Source organism: Microbacterium sp. NPDC057659, assembly GCF_042799915.1.
Lineage (GTDB): Bacteria > Actinomycetota > Actinomycetes > Actinomycetales > Microbacteriaceae > Microbacterium.
In genome coordinates this window covers 881,960-899,775 of record NZ_JBHVHU010000002.1, presented here as the reverse complement: position 1 = coordinate 899,775, position 17,816 = coordinate 881,960, and the positions used below count along the sequence as shown (strand labels likewise).

Annotated in this window: 17 protein-coding genes; 5 read left to right on the top strand and 12 right to left on the bottom strand. The window is 69.6% G+C overall.

Annotated elements, in window-relative coordinates; genetic code table 11:
- Positions 1 to 128: 128 nt before the first annotated feature.
- Positions 129 to 1,514 carry a glycine--tRNA ligase gene (locus ACFVAE_RS12780; protein WP_378892585.1) on the bottom strand — a complete coding sequence of 462 codons (1,386 nt, stop codon included), beginning with the start codon at positions 1,512 to 1,514 and terminating at the stop codon, positions 129 to 131.
- 108 nt (positions 1,515 to 1,622) lie between these two features.
- Here ACFVAE_RS12780 and ACFVAE_RS12775 point away from each other — a divergent pair, with 108 nt between their 5' ends.
- Positions 1,623 to 3,092 carry a peptide MFS transporter gene (locus ACFVAE_RS12775; protein ID WP_378892582.1) on the top strand — a complete coding sequence of 490 codons (1,470 nt, stop codon included), beginning with the start codon at positions 1,623 to 1,625 and terminating at the stop codon, positions 3,090 to 3,092.
- 1 nt (position 3,093) lies between these two features.
- The gene (locus ACFVAE_RS12770) at positions 3,094 to 3,504 is read left to right on the top strand and encodes a VOC family protein (protein WP_378892579.1); all 411 of its coding nucleotides are present in this window, start codon (positions 3,094 to 3,096) and stop codon (positions 3,502 to 3,504) included.
- 14 nt (positions 3,505 to 3,518) lie between these two features.
- Here the strand turns inward: ACFVAE_RS12770 and ACFVAE_RS12765 are convergent, their stop codons facing one another.
- The 8 genes from ACFVAE_RS12765 to ACFVAE_RS12730 all read right to left on the bottom strand — a co-directional run bounded on the left by ACFVAE_RS12765 (position 3,519) and on the right by ACFVAE_RS12730 (position 13,536).
- A complete protein-coding gene (locus ACFVAE_RS12765; protein WP_378892576.1) occupies positions 3,519 to 4,139 on the bottom strand; it encodes a hypothetical protein in 621 nt (206 codons plus the stop codon).
- A 42-nt stretch (positions 4,140 to 4,181) separates the two neighbouring features.
- Positions 4,182 to 5,015 (bottom strand): LLM class flavin-dependent oxidoreductase, encoded by an 834-nt coding sequence (locus ACFVAE_RS12760; RefSeq protein WP_378892573.1) that lies wholly within the window; start codon positions 5,013 to 5,015, stop codon positions 4,182 to 4,184.
- A 38-nt stretch (positions 5,016 to 5,053) separates the two neighbouring features.
- Positions 5,054 to 6,373: an alpha-hydroxy-acid oxidizing protein gene (locus tag ACFVAE_RS12755; RefSeq protein ID WP_378892570.1), complete on the bottom strand. Its 1,320-nt coding sequence runs from the start codon at positions 6,371 to 6,373 to the stop codon at positions 5,054 to 5,056.
- 49 nt (positions 6,374 to 6,422) lie between these two features.
- Entirely contained in the window at positions 6,423 to 7,997 is a 1,575-nt protein-coding gene (locus ACFVAE_RS12750) for an MFS transporter (RefSeq protein WP_378892567.1), read from the bottom strand.
- A gap of 199 nt (positions 7,998 to 8,196) precedes the next feature.
- Positions 8,197 to 8,598 carry a hypothetical protein gene (locus ACFVAE_RS12745; RefSeq protein ID WP_378892564.1) on the bottom strand — a complete coding sequence of 134 codons (402 nt, stop codon included), beginning with the start codon at positions 8,596 to 8,598 and terminating at the stop codon, positions 8,197 to 8,199.
- Positions 8,599 to 8,607: 9 nt separating this feature from the next.
- Positions 8,608 to 9,546 carry a serine hydrolase gene (locus ACFVAE_RS12740; protein WP_378892561.1) on the bottom strand — a complete coding sequence of 313 codons (939 nt, stop codon included), beginning with the start codon at positions 9,544 to 9,546 and terminating at the stop codon, positions 8,608 to 8,610.
- 150 nt (positions 9,547 to 9,696) lie between these two features.
- Positions 9,697 to 11,652: a M13 family metallopeptidase gene (locus ACFVAE_RS12735; RefSeq protein WP_378892558.1), complete on the bottom strand. Its 1,956-nt coding sequence runs from the start codon at positions 11,650 to 11,652 to the stop codon at positions 9,697 to 9,699.
- A 30-nt stretch (positions 11,653 to 11,682) separates the two neighbouring features.
- Complete coding sequence (locus ACFVAE_RS12730) at positions 11,683 to 13,536, bottom strand: lipase family protein (protein WP_378892555.1); 1,854 nt, start codon at positions 13,534 to 13,536, stop codon at positions 11,683 to 11,685.
- A 134-nt stretch (positions 13,537 to 13,670) separates the two neighbouring features.
- Between ACFVAE_RS12730 and ACFVAE_RS12725 the strand changes: the two genes are divergently transcribed.
- Positions 13,671 to 14,405: an SDR family NAD(P)-dependent oxidoreductase gene (locus tag ACFVAE_RS12725; protein ID WP_378892553.1), complete on the top strand. Its 735-nt coding sequence runs from the start codon at positions 13,671 to 13,673 to the stop codon at positions 14,403 to 14,405.
- A 12-nt stretch (positions 14,406 to 14,417) separates the two neighbouring features.
- On the opposite strand, the gene ACFVAE_RS12720 is transcribed toward ACFVAE_RS12725, so the two are convergent.
- Positions 14,418 to 15,578, bottom strand: a complete 1,161-nt coding sequence (locus ACFVAE_RS12720) for a sensor histidine kinase (RefSeq protein WP_378892552.1) — start codon at positions 15,576 to 15,578, stop codon at positions 14,418 to 14,420.
- Positions 15,578 to 16,273, bottom strand: a complete 696-nt coding sequence (locus ACFVAE_RS12715) for a response regulator transcription factor (protein WP_378892550.1) — start codon at positions 16,271 to 16,273, stop codon at positions 15,578 to 15,580. The genes ACFVAE_RS12720 and ACFVAE_RS12715 overlap by 1 nt, the downstream gene beginning before the upstream one ends.
- A 143-nt stretch (positions 16,274 to 16,416) precedes the next feature.
- Between ACFVAE_RS12715 and ACFVAE_RS12710 the strand changes: the two genes are divergently transcribed.
- Together ACFVAE_RS12710 and ACFVAE_RS12705 are read left to right on the top strand one after the other, a co-directional pair.
- Positions 16,417 to 16,869 carry a DM13 domain-containing protein gene (locus ACFVAE_RS12710; RefSeq protein WP_378892548.1) on the top strand — a complete coding sequence of 151 codons (453 nt, stop codon included), beginning with the start codon at positions 16,417 to 16,419 and terminating at the stop codon, positions 16,867 to 16,869.
- Positions 16,866 to 17,378 (top strand): DoxX family protein, encoded by a 513-nt coding sequence (locus tag ACFVAE_RS12705; protein WP_378892546.1) that lies wholly within the window; start codon positions 16,866 to 16,868, stop codon positions 17,376 to 17,378. The genes ACFVAE_RS12710 and ACFVAE_RS12705 overlap by 4 nt, the downstream gene beginning before the upstream one ends.
- Here ACFVAE_RS12705 and ACFVAE_RS12700 read toward each other — a convergent pair.
- Positions 17,296 to 17,742 carry a DUF1992 domain-containing protein gene (locus ACFVAE_RS12700; protein ID WP_378892543.1) on the bottom strand — a complete coding sequence of 149 codons (447 nt, stop codon included), beginning with the start codon at positions 17,740 to 17,742 and terminating at the stop codon, positions 17,296 to 17,298. The genes ACFVAE_RS12705 and ACFVAE_RS12700 overlap by 83 nt on opposite strands.
- Between the last annotated feature and the right edge of the window lie 74 nt (positions 17,743 to 17,816).

The following is a 17,816-nucleotide window of genomic DNA, read 5'->3' as shown; positions in this document are numbered from 1 at the left end:
CAGAACAGGCTCCATCCACAGCATCCGTCCTGCCACCGCGAGATCTCCTGTTCTCGAACACACGTCGGGACGCGACGACGCCCCGGCCCGCGCGCGGACCGAGGCGTCGTCAGGCGGATGCCGCAGACTCAGGCGCCGCGCAGGCGCTCCGCGAGGTACGCGTGCAGGTTCGCGAGCGGGACGCGCTCCTGGCTCATGGTGTCGCGGTCGCGCACGGTCACGGCGTCGTCGTCGAGCGAGTCGAAGTCGACGGTGACGCAGAACGGGGTGCCGACCTCGTCCTGGCGGCGGTAGCGGCGGCCGATCGCGCCGGCGTCGTCGAAGTCGACGGTCCACTGGCCGCGCAGGCCGTCGGCGACCGAGCGGGCCAGCGGCGACAGGCGCTCGTTGCGCGACAGCGGCAGCACGGCGACCTTGACCGGCGCGAGGCGCGGGTCGAGCTTCAGCACCGTGCGGGTGTCGGTGCCGCCCTTCGCGTTCGGCACCTCCTCCTCGACGTACGCGTCGACGAGGAACGCCATCATCGCGCGGGTCAGGCCGAACGACGGCTCGATCACGTACGGCGTGTACCGCTCGCCGGATGCCTGGTCGAAGTACGTCAGCGACGTGCCGGATGCCTCGGTGTGCGACGACAGGTCGTAGTCGGTGCGGTTGGCGACGCCCATGAGCTCGCCCCACTCCTTGCCCGCGAAGCCGAAGCGGTACTCGACGTCGATCGTGCCGGCGGAGTAGTGCGCGCGGTCGTCGGCCGGAACGTCGAACTGACGGATGTTCTCGGGGTTGATGCCCAGATCGATGAACCAGTTCCAGCAGGCTTCGACCCAGTGCTCGAACCACTCCTGCGCCTCTGCCGGCGGCACGAAGTACTCGATCTCCATCTGCTCGAACTCGCGGGTGCGGAAGATGAAGTTACCCGGCGTGATCTCATTGCGGAACGCCTTGCCGACCTGTCCGATGCCGAACGGCGGCTTCTTGCGCGAGGCGGTCAGCACATTCGAGAAGTTCACGAAGATGCCCTGCGCGGTCTCGGGGCGCAGGAAGTGCAGGCCCGACTCGTCGTCGACGACACCGAGGTAGGTCTTGACCAGACCGGAGAACGACTTCGGCTCGGTGTACTGACCCTTGTTGCCGCAGTTCGGGCAGGGCACGTCGGCGAGGCCGTTCTCGGCCTTGCGGCCCTTGCGCGCCTCGAAGTCCTCGATGAGGTTGTCGGCGCGGAAGCGCTTGTGGCAGCTCAGGCACTCGACCAGCGGATCGGTGAAGGTCGCGACGTGACCGGAGGCCTCCCACACGCGCTTGGGCAGGATGATCGACGAATCAAGGCCGACCATGTCGCCCCGGCCGCGCACGAACGTCTGCCACCACTGACGGCGGATGTTCTCCTTGAGCTCGGTTCCGAGGGGGCCGTAGTCCCATGCCGAACGGGAACCGCCGTAGATCTCACCCGCTTGGAACACGAACCCGCGGTGGCGGGCGAGGGCGATGACCTTGTCAAGACGGGACTGTTCGGCCACGGTGGCTCCAATGGTCGGATGCGGGAAAGCGCCCGTGATCACGGGCTCCCTCAATCTTATCCGCGGTCCTCTACCGCACGTTCCCCGTACAGCGCTACCGTCAAGTGCATGACCACTGTTCGGGGGGAACGAGCGCGCGGAGACAAGGACACCCGGTTCTTCGGGCAGCCCTGGGAGCTCGCGCACATCTTCGGTGTCGAGATGTGGGAGCGGTTCAGCTTCTACGGCATGCAGGGCATCCTGCTCATCTACATGTACTTCTCGGTCGCCGACGGCGGCCTCGGCATCGACAAGGGCATCGCCACCGGCATCGTCGGCGCCTACGGCGGCACCGTCTACCTGGCGACGATCCTCGGCGCCTGGCTGGCCGACCGCCTGCTCGGCTCGGAGCGCGTGCTGTACCTCAGTGCCTGGGTGATCATGGCAGGTCACATCGCGCTGGCCGTGCTGCCGAACGTGTGGGGTCTCGGCGTCGGTCTGATCCTCGTCGCGATCGGCTCCGGCGGGCTCAAGGCGAACGCCACCGCCGTCGTCGGCACCCTCTACGGACCGCAGGACGTGCGGCGGGATGCCGGGTTCTCGCTGTTCTACCTCGGCATCAACCTCGGCGCGTTCCTGGGGCCGCTGATCACCGGCATCCTGCAGGACAAGGTCGGCTTCCACTGGGCGTTCGGCGCGGCCGCGATCGGCATGGCGCTGGGCCTCATCCAGTACTCCTTCGGGCGCAAGCAGCTTCCCGAATCGGCGAAGGTCGTCGCGAACCCGCTGCCGAGGAACCGGTACGCGATGTGGATCGGCATCGCCGCCGCCGGCGTCGTGCTGATCGTCGTACTGGTGCTGACCGGCGTGATCCGTGCCGACAACCTCGCCGGCGTCGTCATCCTGGTCACCGCGGTGTCGGCGGTGGCGTTCTTCTTCGTCATCATCTCGTCCCGGCAGATCAGCAGTGAGTCGCGCTCGCGGGTGGTCAGCTTCATCCCGCTGTTCATCGTGAACGTGGGCTTCTGGTCGCTGTACCAGCAGCAGTTCACGGTGCTGACCATCTACTCCGACGAGCGACTCAACCGTGACGTCTTCGGCTTCACGATGCCGATCTCGTGGATCAACTCGATCGCCCCGATCTTCGTGATCCTGCTCTCGGGCACCTTCGCCGCCATCTGGACGAAGCTGGGCGCGAAGGCGCCGTCGGCACCGGTGAAGTTCTCGCTGGGCGCGATGATCATGGGCCTCGCGTTCCTGCTGTTCCTGCCCTGGGCGAACGGTGCGCCGAACTCCACACCGCTGCTCGCGATCGTGCTGATCCTGTTCGTGTTCACCGTGGCCGAGCTGTTCATCTCTCCCCCTGGACTGTCGGTGACGACCAAGCTGGCACCCGAGAAGTTCCACACCCAGATGGTGTCGCTGTACTTCCTGTCGGTCGCGCTCGGCACGGCGATCGCCGGGTGGCTCGCGCAGTTCTACGACCCTTCGAACGAGGTGCCGTACTTCACGATCCTCGGCGCGATCGCGATCGTGATGGGCCTTGCGCTGCTGGCCGCCACGAAGCCGGTGCTGGCGCTCATGAAGGGGGTGCGCTGACATGGACCAGCGAGTGAGCTTCATCACGCTCGTGGTCGCCGATGTCGCGGCATCTCGCGCGTTCTACGTCGACGGGTTGGGCTGGACGCCGATCTTCGAGGCCGACGACGTGCTGATGCTGCCGGTCGCCGACAGGCTGATCCTGTCTCTGTGGAGCGTCGACGGCTTCATCGAGGAGATCGGCGAGGCCCCGGCATCCGGTGTCGCGCCGATCACGCTCGCGCACAACCTCGCGACGGAGGCCGAGGTGGACGCAGTGCTCGCCGAGGCCGCGGCGCTCGGCGCGCGGGTGCAGCCCGCGCAGCGCCGGGAATGGGGCGGGTACTCGGGGTACTTCGCCGATCCCGACGGCTTCCGCTGGGAGATCGCCGTCAATCCGGGCGACACCGGGAAGTTCGTGCTGCCGAACTGATCGTCGGGCGACGGTCAGCGGTTCGGGAACGCCTCACCACCACCGGCGGCGAGTGCTTCCGCGACGATGCGGATGTGGTCCTGCTGCATCTGCTCGGGCATCGCCGGCATGGACTGCTCCCAGTACGGAAGGATCGCGCCACGGCCCTGCATCATGCCGAGCGGGCGCGCGTAGGCCCACATGTGCAGGTGCGCGGACCCGTCGTTCCAGCGCATGAAATGGCAGCGCGCGACCGCGGGGATCTCCTTCACGGCGTTGGACAGCCGCTGCATCACCGGACCGAGGCCGGCCAGCAGTTCGACAGGAGCATCCTCGAGAAGCGCGTGCCGGCGCGGTGACAAGGCTCCGACGAACGGCAACCCGACTCCTCCGGGGAAGCCCGAGACCACACGCCAGTCGTCGTCCTGCCAGATCGTGTACTCGGACGGCTTGCAGTGCCCGCATTCGGACGGGTCCAGCTCACCTCCGCGCGGCTTCTCGGGCACGAGCATCTCAGCCAGCGGCAGCAGCTCGAATGCGGCGATGCTGGGCGCCGGACCGCTGCCCGGCGTGCTGCTGGTGTCGAGGGTCTCGCCGATCGGCGCCCACCGATGCCACTCGGTGTCGGCCGGATGCTGCGCGAAGGGCTCTGTCATGCCCTCAGGATCGCACGCCGCCGAGCGCCCTCACACTCATGCTCAGTCCAGCATCGCCCAGGCGGGCAGCGCGTCGAGGTAGGGCCGAGGATCCGGAGCATCCGCCGTGCCGTGCAGCACCACACTGTCGGCACCGGCCTCCGCGAGAGCACCGACGCGGTCGGTGATGCGTGCTTCCAGCGCATCCAGACCTGGGTCGAGCTCGGTGTAGACGATGATGCGCGGGCGGCCGGCGCGGCCGCTGTGCGCTGTGCCCTCGTCGACGACCTCCTTGGCCGCGCGGACGACGGCGGCTTCGTCCCGTTCGTCGGACGCCGAGAGCACGACGCCGTCGCCCAGCTCTCCGGCCAGGCGCAGGGACTTCTCGCCGGTCGCCCCGATCACGATCTCAGGGGGCGAGGCGGGAGGCCAGTCGAGGGCGACACCGCGGAGCTGCACGTACCGCCCCTCGACGTCGACGGTCTCGCCGTCGAGCAGCGCACGCACCGCGGTCAGGTACTCGCGCATCAGCGTGAGAGGCGAGCTCTTCCGCGCACCGACCTGCCCCATCCAGGACTGCACCCCGTGCCCGAATCCTGCGACGAGCCTGCCGGGCGCGAGCCGCTCCAGAGTCGCGACCTCCATCGCCGCGAGGGCCGGGTTGCGCAGCGGCACCGGGAGGAGGCCGATGCCCACCCGCGTGCGCTCCGACCAGGTCAGCGCGGCGGCCGCCGAGGCGATCCCGCCCTCGAGGAAGCAGTCCTCCCACAGCCACAGCTCTGGGACTCTCGCCGCATCCACCGCCTGCACGATCGATCGCAGTTCCTCAGGCGGCGACTGCGGGCGGAAGGTGACGCCGACGGTGACTTGCGAACCGGAGGGATGCGTGCCGATCATGCCGCCAGCCTACGAGCCGGAGTCGCGGCCTCCCACCGTCACACCGCGCGCAGTGCGTCGCGGTCGAGCTGGTCGATAGAGGTGAGTCCGGCGAGGCCGAGCGTGATGTCGAGCTCGGCGAGCACGTTGCGGATCACCTCGCGCACGCCCTGCTCCCCCGCGATGCCCAGCCCGTAGGCGTACGGCCGGCCGAGGGCGACGACGGATGCCCCGAGTGCAAGCGCGATCGCGACATCCGCCCCGCCGCGCACACCCGAGTCGAACACCACGGGCACCTGGCCGCCGACCCGTTCGGCGATCTCCGGCAGCACCGCGAGGGTGGGCACGGAGTGGTCGATCTGACGTCCCCCGTGATTCGAGACCCAGACACCGTCGACTCCGGCATCCAGCGCCCTTGCCGCATCGTCGGGATGCACGATGCCCTTGAGGATGATCGGCAGGCTGGTCCATCCGCGCGGCTTGGCGAGGTCGTCCCAGGTGAGCGCCGGCGTCGAGAAGACGTCGAGGAAGGTCTCGATCGCCGTGCGCGGCAGCGGGGACCGCAGGTTGTCGCGCAGACTCTGCGAGCCGGTCAGCGAGGCGCCCTTGCGCGCGATCGTGAGACCGGCGGCGACGGCCTTCGCCGTCATCTTGACCCCAGTGGCATCAGTAGATGCGGCATCCGCCCGCTGCTTCACCAGCTCGCGGAACACCGGGTCGGATGTGTACTGCGCGATGCCGAGCCCGCGTGTGAACGGCAGGTACCCGAGGTCGAGATCGCGGGTGCGCCAGCCCAGCAGGTGCGTGTCGAGCGTCACGACGATCGCCTCGCAGCCGGATGCCTCGGCCCGGCCGATCAGCGACGCATTCAGCGCGTCCGACGCGGACCAGTACAACTGGAACATCCGTGGCGCACCCGGCGCGGCCTGCGCGACGCGCTCCATCGGGAACGACGCCTGGTTGCTCAGCGTGTACGGCACGCCTGCGGATGCCGCCGCACGAGCGACCGCGAGATCGGCCTCCGGATGCGCCATCTCCATGACTCCGAGCGGTGCGAGCACGAGCGGCGTCGGCCGCGCCCTGCCGAGGAACTCGACGGACAGGTCGCGCGCCGACACGTCGCGCAGCGGACGCGGCCAGATCTGCCAGCGGTCGAACTCGGCGCGGTTCGCGGCGACGGTGCGCCCCGAACCGGCGCCGCCCTCGATGTAGGCGAACGCCTCCGCGCTCAGCGATTCTCGGGCGGCCGTCTCCAGCGCCCTGACACCGGTGGGCACGGAAGGACGGATGCCGCTGATGCCGGCGCGATAGATGTCGGACTGGGTCCGGCGGGAGATGCCGCGGGCTGCGGCCGGATCGTTCGGGGCGACGCTGACCATGCCCCTGACCCTACCGAGGCCGCAGCCCGCCCGGCACCCACCGCCTGCGTCACACCGGTTCGGACGCCTTTCCGGTCGCGTCTCCCTCGGACAGCGCATCGCCCGAGATCGTGGTCGGCGCGTCGGCGCCGGTCAGTCCGGCGATCGTGTCCGGCACGATGATGTCGAGCGGCATCGTGCTGGTGTCGAGCAGCTCGTTCGTGTCCTGCTCCGCGACGAGCTCCTTGGCCTCGGCCTTCGTCTCCACGGTCGGGAACGACCCCAGCAGCGGGCGCTTCGCGGTCTCCTTCATCGACAGCATCGCCACGCCGCCCAGCGCCGCGAAGAACATGATGTAGAACGCGGGCATGTACGTGTTGCCGGTGAGGTCGATGAGTGCCTGGCTGAACAGCGGCGTCGTGCCGCCGAACAGCGAGACCGCGAGGTTGTAGGCGATCGCCATGGCACCGAACCGCGATGCGGTCGGGAACAGGGCGGGCAGGGCGGATGCGGAGATCGCGACGTAGAACGCGACGGGGATGGCGACCATCGCGAGCGCGAGCATGACCGCCCACTCCTGACCGATCTGCATGATCGCGAAGGCGGGAACCATCAGCACGATGGTCGAGCCGACCGCGATGCCGTACACCGGCTTGCGGCCGATCCGGTCGGAGAGTCGGCCGATCAGCGGCAGACAGGCACTCATCACGATGAGCACGGGGACCGTGGCCACCGCGGCCATCAGGTTGGACACGCCGACCTCGGTCTCGAGATACGTCGGCATGTAGCTCGTGAGCGCATAGCCGGCGGTGTTCGTCGCGGCGACCAGCGCGATGCCGATGAGGATCACGCGCCAGTGGTGACGGAAGATCCCGAAGATTCCCAGGCGGCCGAGCGGGTCGCTGCCGTCATCCGCGCGGCCGTCGTGCTCCTCGGCTTCGAACGCCGGGGTCTCCGGGATGCGCAGGCGGAACCAGATCGCCACGGCGCCCAGAGGGATCGCGACGAGGAACGGAATGCGCCAGCCGTACTCGACCATCGCGCCCTGACCGGAGATGCCCTCGACGATCCAGGTCGTGATCGCGACCGTCGACGCGCCGGCGGCGAAGCCGACGTACGACCCGACATCCAGGAAGGACGACCAGTACCCGCGGGAGCGGTCGGGCGAGAACTCCGAGACGTAGGTCGTCGCACCGGCGTACTCGCCTCCGGTCGAGAAGCCCTGCACCATCTTCAGCACGTACAGCGGGACGATCGCCCACAGGCCGATGGCCGCCGAGGTGGGCAGCAGACCGATGAGCGCGGTCGCGACCGCCATCATCGTCATCGTCAGGAACAGCACGCGCTGGCGGCCGATCCTGTCGCCGAGCGGGCCGAGGACGAAACCGCCGAGCGGACGCACGAGGAAGGAGATCGCGAACCCGAACAGGGTCAGCAGCAAGCCGAGCCCGCCTGGGGCATCGGCGGTGAAGACCGTCGTCAGCGTCACGGCCAGATAGCCGTAGATGCCGAAGTCGAACCACTCCATGAAGTTGCCGACGACCGTTCCGGAGATCGCGGTGCGCAGTCTGGACTTCTTGACCACGAGGACGTCATCGACCTCGAGCTTTCGGCGCTTCGTTATTGCCTTCTTTCGGCTGGACATTGAATTCACTCTCCCGTGACGATTGACGGATGGCCGATTGAATTCGATCCACGCTAACGAGGTCTTCTTGAAGAGCTCGCAGGAGACTCGGCGTTCCGCCTGCTATCACGCGCAGGCGAGGGCGAGGGCACTGGTCACCCGGTGCGACGCCGTCCACGCCCGCAGGTCCGACCGCCGATTCCGCTCGGAACCGGCCGGTTCACGGCGTGATCGTACGGCCGTCGGGGTCACCGGGACGCATAGGACGCAGCCGGTCGGGCAGCGGCCAGGGCAGAGTGAAGCGCTCGGTCGGCGGGCGCTGCATGTCGCCGAAATCGTCGACCTTCACAACGATCCGGCCCGCCTCGACACCATCAGACGGCGTCACCTCGACGAACTTCACGCGCAGCGGTCCCGGGCCCTCGCCCTCCAGCATCCAGGCGTCGGCGAGCCAGCGCAGGCCCACCTGCTCCAGCGCCTCCTCGGCGGCGAGCCAGTCCAGGCCCTCGCCCGCGGTGCGGCCGAGCACGTCGATCGCGACCCAGTCCTCGCCCTCGGCGCGGATCCATCCGATCAGCTCGCCGTCCTCACGGCGATGCGGAATCCAGTCTTCGGGAAGCATCCCTCGACCCTAGTGCGTGTACTCCATGAGCTCGACGCCGAGGGTGCGGAACGCGTCGTGCGCGCGCAGTCGGTGGCTGATCGAGAGGTCGTCGAAGCACACGATGAGCGCGTAGACCACGCCGGCGCGCGGGCCGCCGAGCACGCCTGCCTCGACGCGAACGCCGCGGTCGCGGCCGGTCTTGTTGATGAACAGCAGGCCGTGTGCGTCCTGGTCATGCGCGAACGGGTCGAGCCCCGTGGACGCCGCGACCAGGCTGAGGTCGTAGTTGAGGTTCAGCCACTCCGCGACCTGCGCGCTGACGGTCGCGTCGATCACCTCGGAGTTCACCAGCGACGAGAACAGCAGCGCGAGCTCGGCCGTGGTGCCGACGGCGACCTGCGGCGCATCATCCGGTCCGCGCTGGTCCCGGTAGCGGTCGAGCAGCGCGGTGCGCGGCATCCTCAGCGAGGCGATCCGCGCGCGGACCCTCTCGTGACCGACGCGCTGCAGAAGCGCATTCACGGCATTCGGGTCGCCCACGGTCGCGGCGAGCACCGCGAGATCGACGATCGGAAGGGCGGGTGCGCGCAGGTGCCGCCACAGACCCGACGACGACACCAGCTCCAGGTCAGCGCGGTCGATGATCTCGAGTGGGTCGATCGTGCCGGACTCGATGCCTGCGGCGACCTCGATCAGCAGGGGGACGATCCCCAGACCGGCGATCGGCATCGTGACGTGGTCGTCGCCGCGCAGCACGGGCTTGGAGGTGTCGAGGTCTGCGACGTGCACGGAGACCTGCGCCCCGGCATCCGCGAGCTCCTCCAGAGCGCGCAGGGTGGACGTGAACGAGCGGCGACCCGCGGCCGCGCGCCGGGGCACTCGACGGCCACCGCCGCGCGATGAGCGGCGGATCGTCGCGGAGGAGCCTTCGACGGGCTCAGGGACCGGGGCGGAGGAGGAACCCACGCTGATTCCTTCCACGTTAGGGGGGTTGCGGAGGAGAGTTCAGGTGCCGAGGGCCGGGCTTCCGCGCGACGACGCGCAGGAGTTCGTCCCCAGGCTCCTCGGCTATCGTAGCCCCCGCCCGCCGCGCTGGCGGACGGGGTCACGAGACGGTCACCAGATCGTGACGCGCTGGCCCTCCGGCAGGAACAGACGGTCGCCCTCGGTCACATCGAACGCGTCGTAGAACGCCCCGATGTTGCTGACGATCTGGTTGCATCGGAACTCGTTCGGCGAGTGCGGGTCGATGGTCAGCAGGCGGATGGTCTCGGCGTCGCGGCTCTTCTGCTGCCAGACCTGAGCCCAGCTCAGCAGCAGGCGCTGCACGCCCGTGTAGCCGTCGATCTCACCGGAGTCCCCGGCGATCTCGTACGCCTTGAGCGCGATCCCGAGGCCGCCCAGGTCGCCGATGTTCTCACCGATGGTGAGCGCCCCGTTGACCTTGTTCTCTTCGCTCAGACCGACCGGAACGAGGGCGTCGTACTGCGCGATCAGCGCTTTGGTGCGCTCCTCGAAGGCGGCGCGGTCCTCGTCGGTCCACCAGTCCGACAGGCGACCCTCGTGGTCGTAGCGGCTGCCCTGGTCGTCGAAGCCGTGCCCGATCTCGTGCCCGATCACGGCGCCGATGCCGCCGTAGTTGGCGGCCGCGTCGCGCTCGGCGTCGAAGAACGGATACTGCAGGATGGCCGCGGGGAACACGATCTCGTTCATGAGCGGGTTGTAGTAGGCGTTCACCGTCTGCGGCGACATGAACCACTCGTCGCGATCGATCGGCTGGCCGACCTTGCCGATCTGCCGGTCGTGCTCGAAGTGGGTCGCGTTGCGCACGTTGCCGATCAGGTCGGCCGCGTCGATCTCGACGCCGTCGTAGTCGCGCCAGGTGACAGGGTGGCCGATCTTCGGGCGGAACGTGTCGAGCTTCTGCAGGGCGCGCTGCCGGGTCTCGGGGCTCATCCACTCGAGCTCGGTGATGCTCTGCCGGTAGGCCTCGATGAGGTTGGCGACCAGCGTGTCCATCGCGGCCTTCGCCGCCGGCGGGAAGTGCCGCTCGACGTAGATCTTGCCGACGGCGTCGCCGAGCGAGCCCTCGACGAGCGAGACACCGCGCTTCCAGCGCTCACGGATGGTGGGCACGCCGGAGAGCTCGGTGCCGTAGAACGAGAAGTTCTCCTGCACGAGGTCGTCGGTGAGGTACGAGGCCAGGCCGTGCACGACCTTGGCGGTCAGCCACGCCTTCCAGTCGTCGATGCGGTCCTCGACGAGCAGCGAACCGAGGCCCTCGAAGAAGCTCGGCTGGTAGGCGACGACCTCGGCGAACGCGGTGGGGTGCGCGACAGCGACGGCATCGCGCCACGGCGCGAGGTCGACGCCGACGAGCTGCTGCAGTTCGTCCCACGTCTTGAGGTTGTAGGTCTTCACCGCGTCACGGGACTCGACGTTGTCCCAGTGGTGGGCGGCGATCTCGTGCTCGAGGGCGAAGGCGCGGTCGGCGACGGATGCGGCATCCGCGACACCCGCCAGGGTGAGCAGGCGCTCGAGGTGCGCGCGGTACGCGGCGCGCGTGCCCTCGAAGCTGTCCAGGCGGTAGTAGCTCTCGTCGGGCAGCGACAGGCCGCCCTGCAGCAGGAACGGCACGTAGCGCTCGGGGTTGCCGGGGTCGGGCTCGACGAAGGCGCCGATCAGTGCGGCCACGCCGTCGCGGTCGAGCCGGCCGACGGTCGCGAGGAACGAGGGGATGCCGTCGACCCGGTCGACGTCGGCCAGCACGGCCTCGAGCGGGGCGAGCCCCACCTCGGCGATGCGCGCCTCGTCCATGAAGCTGCTGTAGAGGTCGCCGACCTTGCGGGCGAGGGTGCCGGGCGCGGCATCCTGCGACTCCTCGATGATCGCGCGCACATCCTTCTCGGCCTGCTCGGCGAGCTGGTGGAACGATCCCCAGCGCGCCTTGTCGGCGGGGATCTCGGTGCGGTCGAGCCACGCGCCGTTGACGTGGCGGTAGAGGTCGTCCTGGGGGCGGATGCCGGAGCTGAACTCGGACAGGGCGAGGCCGGAGGGCAGAGCGTCAGTCATGCGGTCCAGCCTATGCCGGGTGGGCGACAATCACCCCGCTGCGCAGGCGGCCGTCGTCTCCTTGCCGTCGAACCGATCGGTGGTCCACGCGAACACGTCGTCCATCGCCGGTGAGCCGGCCGCGACGAGCGAGATGTGGTCGCGTCCGGCATAGCCGCGGAAGTCGATGTACGTCCCCGCCCTGCAGAGTCCGGCCGCATAGCGGGACTGCATGTCGTAGTCGACGAGGTCGTCGTCGATCCCCTGCCCCAGCAGCACCGGCACGGCGGACTGCGACGGCGGCAGGTTCTGCTTCAGGCGCGTGCCGAGCGGGCCCGTCGCCGGGTCCTTGCGGAAGATCTCGGGGTCGTCGCTGAGGGCGAGCAGCGACAGCACCGAGACGAGCATGTCGGGTGCGGCGAGGCAGCGCCGCGACATCTCCCGCACGGTGACCTCTGCCCCGGGGCGGATGTACTCGCCGAACGTGACATCAGGGTAGACGCCGCTGTACCCGCTCATCACGAACGAGGCGAACACGCTGCCGCCGGCGACGTCGGGGAGGTGCGCCACGAGGGCGCTGAGGTCGCTCGCGGGGGCGAGCGCCACCACGCCGTCGAGCGGCACGTCCGGCGCGTAGTCCGCGTCGACCGCGCCGGTCCACAGAGCGGCGCCGCCGCCCTGCGAGTGCCCCCACGCGACGGTCTGCTTCGTCAGCCTCGTCCCGTCCAGGTCGCGCGCCGCGCGTACCGCGTCGAGTTCGGCGCGGGCGCTGTCCTTGCCGATCAGATAGGGGTGCGGACCCTGGGTTCCGAGACCGATGTAGTCGGTGGCGACCATCGTCCAGCCGCGCGCGATCACATCGGGCAGCACGAACATCGCGCCGGAGCCGAACGGGTCGGTGGCCAGCGACGGCGCGCAGGACTCGTCGAAGCCGGTGGTGCCGTGGTGCCAGGCGATGACCGGATGCGCCTCGCTGTCGTCGGGCGCGACGACGATGCCGCTCGCGACCGCGGCCGACCCGTCGCCGTGGGTGGTCGTGTAGAGGATGCGCCAGGCCACGGCGCCGTCGGGGATGCCGCGCGTGAACGCCTCCGCGCGGATCAGCTTCCCCGGCTCGGACGGCACCGTGCGCGGCGCGGCGTAGAACTCGTCGACGACCGGGCTGCCCTCGCGCAGCGTGACGCTGGCGACGAGGGCGCCGGCGGCGAGCGCGACCGCGCACACCGCGCCGATCGTGCGCATCCAGCGGCGCGCGACCGTGTCGCCGCGCGGTTCGTCGGATGCCGAATCGTCGGATGCCGGCTCGCCGCGTGCCGTTTCCCCGAATGCCGCGGCGCGGTGCTTCCGCCACAGCGCGATGAGCGTGCCCGCGCCGATCAGCACCAGCGTCGCGCCGAACACGACGGCGACCACGAGCAGTGTGATGTCCGGCCAGACCAGCGCCAGTACGCCGAGGGCGACGGCCGCGGCGCCGAGCAGCACCTCGGAGACGCGGCGGTCGATGGTGAGGTCGCGCTCGACGAGCGCCTGCACGATCCCGATCGCGCCGCGTGCGATCATCGCGATGCCGACGACCAGCGCGAGGCCACGCACCGTCAGACCAGGCAGGATCAGCACGACGACACCCGCGATGGCCAGGGCGATCGCCAGCAGCATCCGCAGCGAGGGCCGGCGGATGCCGGGGAGCACGAATTCGAGCACACCGGCGACGACGAGACCGGCGCCGATGAGGATCGCCAGCACGCCGAGCGAGGTCGTCGGGCGGATGACCAGCACGACTCCGAGCGCGATCGCCGCGACGCTCACGACGACGGACACCGGCCAGGGCACGTGCGCGAGCCAGCCGGTGGCTGCGCGGCGGGCGCGGGTCACGATGCCGGCGCGGTCAGCGGCTTCAGGAGTCACGGCGTCAGCCTAATCGGACGCCGCACGGCTGCCCGGTCCGTTTCCCGCCAGCGTCCGTCGCGCGCCGTTGGTGTGCTTGTCCTCGGCAGCCGCACACCCGTGCGGACGCGAACGCGGTGAGAGGAAGCACGACCATGAAGATCGCACTGGTGACCGGCGCCAACAGGGGCCTCGGCCTCGCCGCGGCCCGACGACTCGCGCAGGACGGAGCGCACGTGATCATCGCCGCCCGCCGACCCGACGCTGCCGCAGACGCGGCCGGGCGACTGTCCGCCGAGGGACTCTCCGCAAGCGGCGTCGTGATCGATGTCACCGACGCGGCCACGGTGCGTGCCGCGGCATCCGAGATCGAGGATCGTTTCGGGCACCTGGACGTCCTCGTCAACAACGCCGGCATCCTGCCGGAGGCCGCAAGCGGTGAGCAGGCGGAGGTGATCGACCTGGCGATGTTCCGGCAGACCTACGCGACGAACGTGCTGGGGCCCGTCGCCGTCGTCGAGGCGTTCCTTCCGCTGATCCGCAGGAGCCCCGCCGGGCGGATCGTCAACGTCTCGAGCACGGTGGGCTCACTCGCGCATCAGACCGACCCGGAATCGCCGTGGCACGGGATGGTCGTACCGGCGTATCAGTCTTCGAAGGCCGCGCTGAACGCGATCACCATCGTGCTGGCCAAGGCTCTCGCCGGCACACCGATCAAGGTCACGTCGGTGTGCCCGGGCTGGGTGCAGACCGATCTCGCGCCGGGGAACAGGGAGCAGGCTCCCACCACGCCGGAGGACGCCGCGGAGGTGATCGCCCGCGCGGCGACTCTCGACGATGCCGCACCGTCCGGCACGTTCATCGACGTGGACGGGGCTGTGGCCTGGTAGACCGCCGCCGGCTCAGTCCGCAGCGCCGTCCACGGGCATGAGGACGTTCATGCGGAAGCCGTCGCCCGTGCGCTCGGCGTAGACGTCGCCGCCGTGTGCGCGGGCGAGACCGCGCGCGATCGCGAGCCCGAGACCGGCTCCGGATGCCACGGGGTCGGCGGGGCCCGCGGCCCGCGCAGGGTCCTCGCGCCAGCCGACCTCGAACATGCGGTCCAGGTCCTCCACGGCGACGCCCGAGCCATGGTCGAGGATGCCGAGCACGAGGCGCTCCCCATCGATCTCGGTGGCGGTGATGAGCACCTCGCTGCCGGCGGGCGCATGCCGGATCGCGTTGGTGAGCAGGTTGACGATGATCCGCCCGAGCTGGTGCGGATCGGCCCAGAGCACGTGCCCCTCGACTCCGCGCTGCACGATGCGCACATCGTGCGCCTCTGTGGCCGCGCGCACGTCGGCGACGGCATCCGAGACGATGTCGAGCAGTTCGACCTGCTCGGTGCGCAGCTGCACCGCTCCCGAGGTCAGCTTGGAGAGCTCGAACAGGTCGTCCACCATCCGACTCATCGTCTCGACCTGCGCACGCACCTCGCCGGCGTAGCGCTCGGGATGCGACGAGGCGCCGTCCTCGATGGCCTCGGACAGCGCGCGCACCGCGGTCAGCGGCGTCCGCAGGTCGTGCGAGATCCACGCGAAGAAGCGACGACGCGCGGAGTCGAGCTGTTCGAGCTCCGAGCGCGCGTCGTGCAGTCGTGCCGAGACATCCGCAAGCTCTGCGGAGAGCTCGGTGAACTCCCGCATCCCCTGCTGATCGGCGGCGACGACATCCCCCTCCCCCACGCTCCGGACCGCCGCGGCGAGTCTGGACAGCCTCCTGCGCATGAGCCGCGCCACCACCCAGGCCGCGACGAGGCTGAACAGCAGCGAGATGCCGATCACCCACACCAGCACGCTGAGGTCGTGCGGTGAGATGTACATCTCGAGCGAGATCGCCAGCACCGACAGCGTCATCGACAGGGCCGCGACGGACGCCAGCACCAGCAATTGCACCAATACAGTGGCGCGTCGCGTCGCCCGCAGGGCGAGCAGACCGAGCGACGAGACGACCGCGGTGCACACCAGACTCGTGCCCGCGATGAGCAGCACATCGGTGGCGCCGAGCGGCATCATCCCCGCCATCAGTCCGCGCTCCCGCTGACGGAGAAGCGGTACCCGGCGCCCCATTCGGTGCGCAGGTAGCGGGGCTCACGCGGATCGTGCTCGATCTTCTCGCGCAGACGCCGCACGTGCACGGTGACCGTGGAGGCGTCGCCCACTGTCCACCCCCACACCTCGCGCAGAATCTCCTCCCGCGGCAGCGTGCGGTCGGGGTTGCCGACCAGGAAGACCAGCAGCTCGTACTCGCGTCCGGTCAGCGCGATCTCCGTGCCGCGCACCCGGGCGCGGCGCCGGGCCGCGTCGATCTCGAAGTCACCGGCGGCGAAGGCCGCCTGCGCCGGCGCAGCCTTCGTGCGCCGCACCAGAGCGTCGGCCCGCAGCACCAGCTCGCGCAGCGCGAACGGCTTGGACACGTAGTCGTCCGCCCCCGATTCGAGACCCTCGATGCGCTGCTCGACGTCGCCGAGCGCGGTGAGAATCATGATCGGCACGTCGCTGCGCGACCGGATGTCGCGGCACAGCTCGTCGCCGCTGATCCCGGGGAGCATCCGATCGACGATGACCAGGTCGGGGGTGCGCTCTCGCAGCGCGTCACGTGCGGAGACTCCGTCGCCGTAGGCGTCGACGTCGTAGCCGTGCCGGCCCAGGTAGTCGTGCACGGCACCCCTGACCGTCGGGTCGTCCTCGACGACCACGACGCGGTTCGGGTTCTCCATGCCGACAACGCTAATCGCGTGGTCGGCGCGGGCCGAGGGTCCTTACGGTTCTGAAAGCTCCGCCCTGCGGCCTCCGCTCGGTTCCTAACGTCGTTCCCACGCTTCGGATGCGGCATCCCGCCGCTCGGCGGAAGGAGAACACCATGCGCAGGACCCCTGTGATCGCGACCGCTCTGCTCGCTCTCGGACTCACCCTGGCCGGCTGCAGCTCGACGGGGACGGCCGAGAAGGACAGCAAGCCGATGAGCGAGGAGAGCATGGCACCCTCGTCTTCGCCCGACGACATGATGATGGCGAAGGTCTCGGGAGAGTTCGAGGGACTGAACGGCAAGACCGTGCAGGGCATGGTCGCCGTGGAGGACGGCAAGGTCGTGCTCTCCGGCTTCTCGTCGGACGAGGGACCCGACCTGCACGTCTATCTGACGAACGGCACCGATGAGGCGGCCGTCGGCGAGGGGAAGCTGGTCGACGCAGTGGCCTTCGACAAGGCGTCTCAGACCTTCATGGTCGACGGCGTGGACGTGTCGAAGTACTCGTACGTCGTGATCCACTGCGACAAGGCGAAGGCCGTGTTCGGGGCGGCGAAGCTGTCATGATCCGCGTCGCGGCCCTGGCCGGGCCGGTGCTCGGCGGTGCGGCCAGGGTCGCGGTGGGCGTGCTGTGGCTGCTCGAGGGCATCGAGAAGTACCGTGCCGGATTCGGGGCATCCGACATCCTGCTCGTCGCCGACGGCGCCGCGCGGAATCCGCGCACGCCGTGGTGGTTCGCCCCGCTCGATGCCGGGATGCAGACGATCCCGGTGCTGTTCGGCTTCGTCATCCCCGCGCTGGAGGTGCTGCTGGGCATCGCGCTGATCGCCGGGCTGTTCACCCGGCTCGCCGCGCTCGCATCGATCGCGACGCTGATGCTCTACTGGGGCTCGGACCAGCTCGTCGACCAGTACCCGGTGATGGTGCTGCTGAGCGCGCTCGTACTGGCGGCGCCGGGGGCCGGCAGGTACGGGGTGGGGATGTTCACGCGACTCAGCGAGCCCGCCGCTCCCGCCAGCGCACGACCTCTGCATCCACGTCCCGCGTCTTCGTCACCACCGGCGGCCCTCCCATGAGCTGCCGCCGCGCCTCGATCACGCGCCTGTTGAAGTCCTCGAGGTGCGCGCGCACGTCCTCCTCGCGGCGGAAACCGTCGAGGGTCGCCTGCATCTCGCGGTCCTCGGAGCGCAGCAGGATCGCGGGCGGGCCGAGCCCGGTGAGGTTCTCGGTCTCGATCTTGCGGCGGATCCACCAGTCCGGGTCGTGGTGCGTACCGAGTCCTTCGATGGGCTTGCCGGCTCCGGGCAGGTTGTCGAACGCACCCTGCCGCATCGCGACCTGGATGGCCGTCTCGACCTGCTCGGCCATGTTCTGCGCGTTCAGCGCAGATCCACGGGCGCCGGATGCCGCAGCATCCGCTTCATCCTTCGGCTCCGTCATCGTGCACCTCCGATACCGCCAGCCTACGTCGGCGAGCGAACCGGTTCGCCTCGACTGCACCCCTTATCGACGTC

What these genes read in the sequence shown, in the direction of transcription:
- ACFVAE_RS12775 (WP_378892582.1), top strand. Translation starts at nt 1,623, where the DNA reads ATGACCACTGTTCGGGGGGAACGAGCGCGCGGAGACAAGGACACCCGG.
- ACFVAE_RS12770 (WP_378892579.1), top strand. Translation starts at nt 3,094, where the DNA reads ATGGACCAGCGAGTGAGCTTCATCACGCTCGTGGTCGCCGATGTCGCG.
- ACFVAE_RS12750 (WP_378892567.1), bottom strand. Translation starts at nt 7,997, where the DNA reads ATGTCCAGCCGAAAGAAGGCAATAACGAAGCGCCGAAAGCTCGAGGTC.
- ACFVAE_RS12715 (WP_378892550.1), bottom strand. Translation starts at nt 16,273, where the DNA reads ATGGAGAACCCGAACCGCGTCGTGGTCGTCGAGGACGACCCGACGGTC.
- ACFVAE_RS12725 (WP_378892553.1), top strand. Translation starts at nt 13,671, where the DNA reads ATGAAGATCGCACTGGTGACCGGCGCCAACAGGGGCCTCGGCCTCGCC.
- ACFVAE_RS12735 (WP_378892558.1), bottom strand. Translation starts at nt 11,652, where the DNA reads ATGACTGACGCTCTGCCCTCCGGCCTCGCCCTGTCCGAGTTCAGCTCC.
- ACFVAE_RS12745 (WP_378892564.1), bottom strand. Translation starts at nt 8,598, where the DNA reads ATGCTTCCCGAAGACTGGATTCCGCATCGCCGTGAGGACGGCGAGCTG.
- ACFVAE_RS12705 (WP_378892546.1), top strand. Translation starts at nt 16,866, where the DNA reads ATGATCCGCGTCGCGGCCCTGGCCGGGCCGGTGCTCGGCGGTGCGGCC.
- ACFVAE_RS12720 (WP_378892552.1), bottom strand. Translation starts at nt 15,578, where the DNA reads ATGGCGGGGATGATGCCGCTCGGCGCCACCGATGTGCTGCTCATCGCG.
- ACFVAE_RS12760 (WP_378892573.1), bottom strand. Translation starts at nt 5,015, where the DNA reads ATGATCGGCACGCATCCCTCCGGTTCGCAAGTCACCGTCGGCGTCACC.
- ACFVAE_RS12710 (WP_378892548.1), top strand. Translation starts at nt 16,417, where the DNA reads ATGCGCAGGACCCCTGTGATCGCGACCGCTCTGCTCGCTCTCGGACTC.
- ACFVAE_RS12700 (WP_378892543.1), bottom strand. Translation starts at nt 17,742, where the DNA reads ATGACGGAGCCGAAGGATGAAGCGGATGCTGCGGCATCCGGCGCCCGT.
- ACFVAE_RS12755 (WP_378892570.1), bottom strand. Translation starts at nt 6,373, where the DNA reads ATGGTCAGCGTCGCCCCGAACGATCCGGCCGCAGCCCGCGGCATCTCC.
- ACFVAE_RS12765 (WP_378892576.1), bottom strand. Translation starts at nt 4,139, where the DNA reads ATGACAGAGCCCTTCGCGCAGCATCCGGCCGACACCGAGTGGCATCGG.